Source organism: Dietzia natronolimnaea, from assembly GCF_002289575.1.
GTDB lineage: Bacteria > Actinomycetota > Actinomycetes > Mycobacteriales > Mycobacteriaceae > Dietzia > Dietzia natronolimnaea_A.
In genome coordinates this window covers 1-1,432 of record NZ_NTGA01000091.1, presented here as the reverse complement: position 1 = coordinate 1,432, position 1,432 = coordinate 1, and the positions used below count along the sequence as shown (strand labels likewise).

General features: G+C 62.6%; 2 protein-coding genes. Both read right to left on the bottom strand.

The window, feature by feature from the left end:
• Nucleotides 1-50 precede the first annotated feature (50 nt).
• On the bottom strand, nucleotides 51-863 hold the full coding sequence (locus CEY15_RS17760) for an AAA family ATPase (RefSeq protein ID WP_063972677.1): 813 nt from the start codon (nucleotides 861-863) through the stop codon (nucleotides 51-53).
• Nucleotides 863-1,432, bottom strand: a 570-nt coding sequence (locus tag CEY15_RS17755; RefSeq protein WP_176475193.1) for a Mu transposase C-terminal domain-containing protein, incomplete at its 5' end; no start/stop codon positions are given. The genes CEY15_RS17755 and CEY15_RS17760, both read right to left, overlap by 1 nt.

The window sequence follows — 1,432 nt, the reverse complement described above, 5'->3', positions numbered from 1 at the left end:
TGTGACTTTCACCTTCGTTTGGCGGGATTTCGCAGGTTCGTTTGGCGGTGTCAGGTGATGCCGATGACGAGGGTGGATCGGGCGGCTTCGACGACGTCGTCGGTGATGGTGTTGAGCTCGTTGATCTGCATGATGCGCTCCATCTGCGTGAACAGTCTGTCGACGAGGCGGAAGTTGCCGCGGGTGATCCGTGCGATCGCGGCGAGGGCTTGAGCGTCGGTGAAGTCGTCGGGATCGAGGGGGTGGCCGTATTTGGGCCAGCGACGTTCCAGCACGAATCGCAGCTCGTCTTTGCTCAGTGGCCGGTACTCGTGGGCGAACCCGACGCGGCTGTAGAGCTGCGGGTAGCGGCTGAATCTCTTCTCGATCCCGGGCATGCCGATGAGGATGACGGCGACGTTGTCGCGGTCATAGTGGTCTCGCACCATTTCCAGGGCGGTGGCATTGAGGCGGTCGGATTCGTCGATGATGATCAGCTCGACGTGCCTTCCCAGAGTCCTGGGTCGCGTCTGCAGTTCTCCGGTGTTGATCAGATGCTCGTCGATGCACGCAGATACCTGGACTGTCAGGCCGGTGAGATCGTCTCTGACCTGACGCGGAGTGCTCAGGACCGTGGGGGTGTAGAAGACTGTCCGTTTCCTGGCCAGGGCGGCATAGATCGGGAAATCGGAGTCATCGCGTGGTCCCCATTCCTCGAGGAGCCGCTCGGCTTTGTGCCAGTTCGCATACCGTCTGGCGGACAGTGTCTTACCGATCCCGGCTTGGCCGTAGCAGATGCCAATGGTGCGTTGGCGGCGTACGGCGTCGGCGAACTCGACGAATCTACGGTGCTGTTTGGTGGCGATGAACCGTTGCGGAGACATCAGTCATCCTCCAGGTAGGTGCGAAGCTTCGTCTTCCTCCGGGCTGGTGAGGTCGGTGCCGGCGAGGCCGGAAACGAGGGGCCTTGGTGGCCGGTGACGACGGCAATGCGTTCGGCGATCTGGCCACGTAGCTCGCGTCGGCGGACTGCGCGCGCGTGCTGAATGTCTTTGAGACTGACGGTGGTCGATGCGTGATCGGGGTCCACGGCCTTACAGATGTACTGGTTCTTGTGGAAGACATGGATTTCGGAAATGTCGCGGGGGTCGTACCGGATCACGACCTGCTCTTTGACGTAGGCGGCCAGCAGCGGCGAGACGTACCGCAGGCCCTGGAAGCGCACTCCGTCGCGGTGGACGATGCGCGTTTTGGCCACGGTCAACAGCAGCAGGTTGAGATCATCAATGGTCTCGGGCAGGCGGGGAAGCCACCCGTCACCGATCCAGGTCCGGTAGGGGCTGTCGCCAGTCTCCGGGTGGGTCCGGCGGTGATACTTGGCACTGATGAACTCGCCGATCGCGGTGTCGAGTTCGGGCAGCGTCAGTACCGGCTCGGGGTGCCGCTGACCGCG

Coding starts and splice junctions, on each gene's coding strand:
- CEY15_RS17760 (WP_063972677.1), bottom strand. CDS start 863: ATGTCTCCGCAACGGTTCATCGCCACCAAACAGCACCGTAGATTCGTC.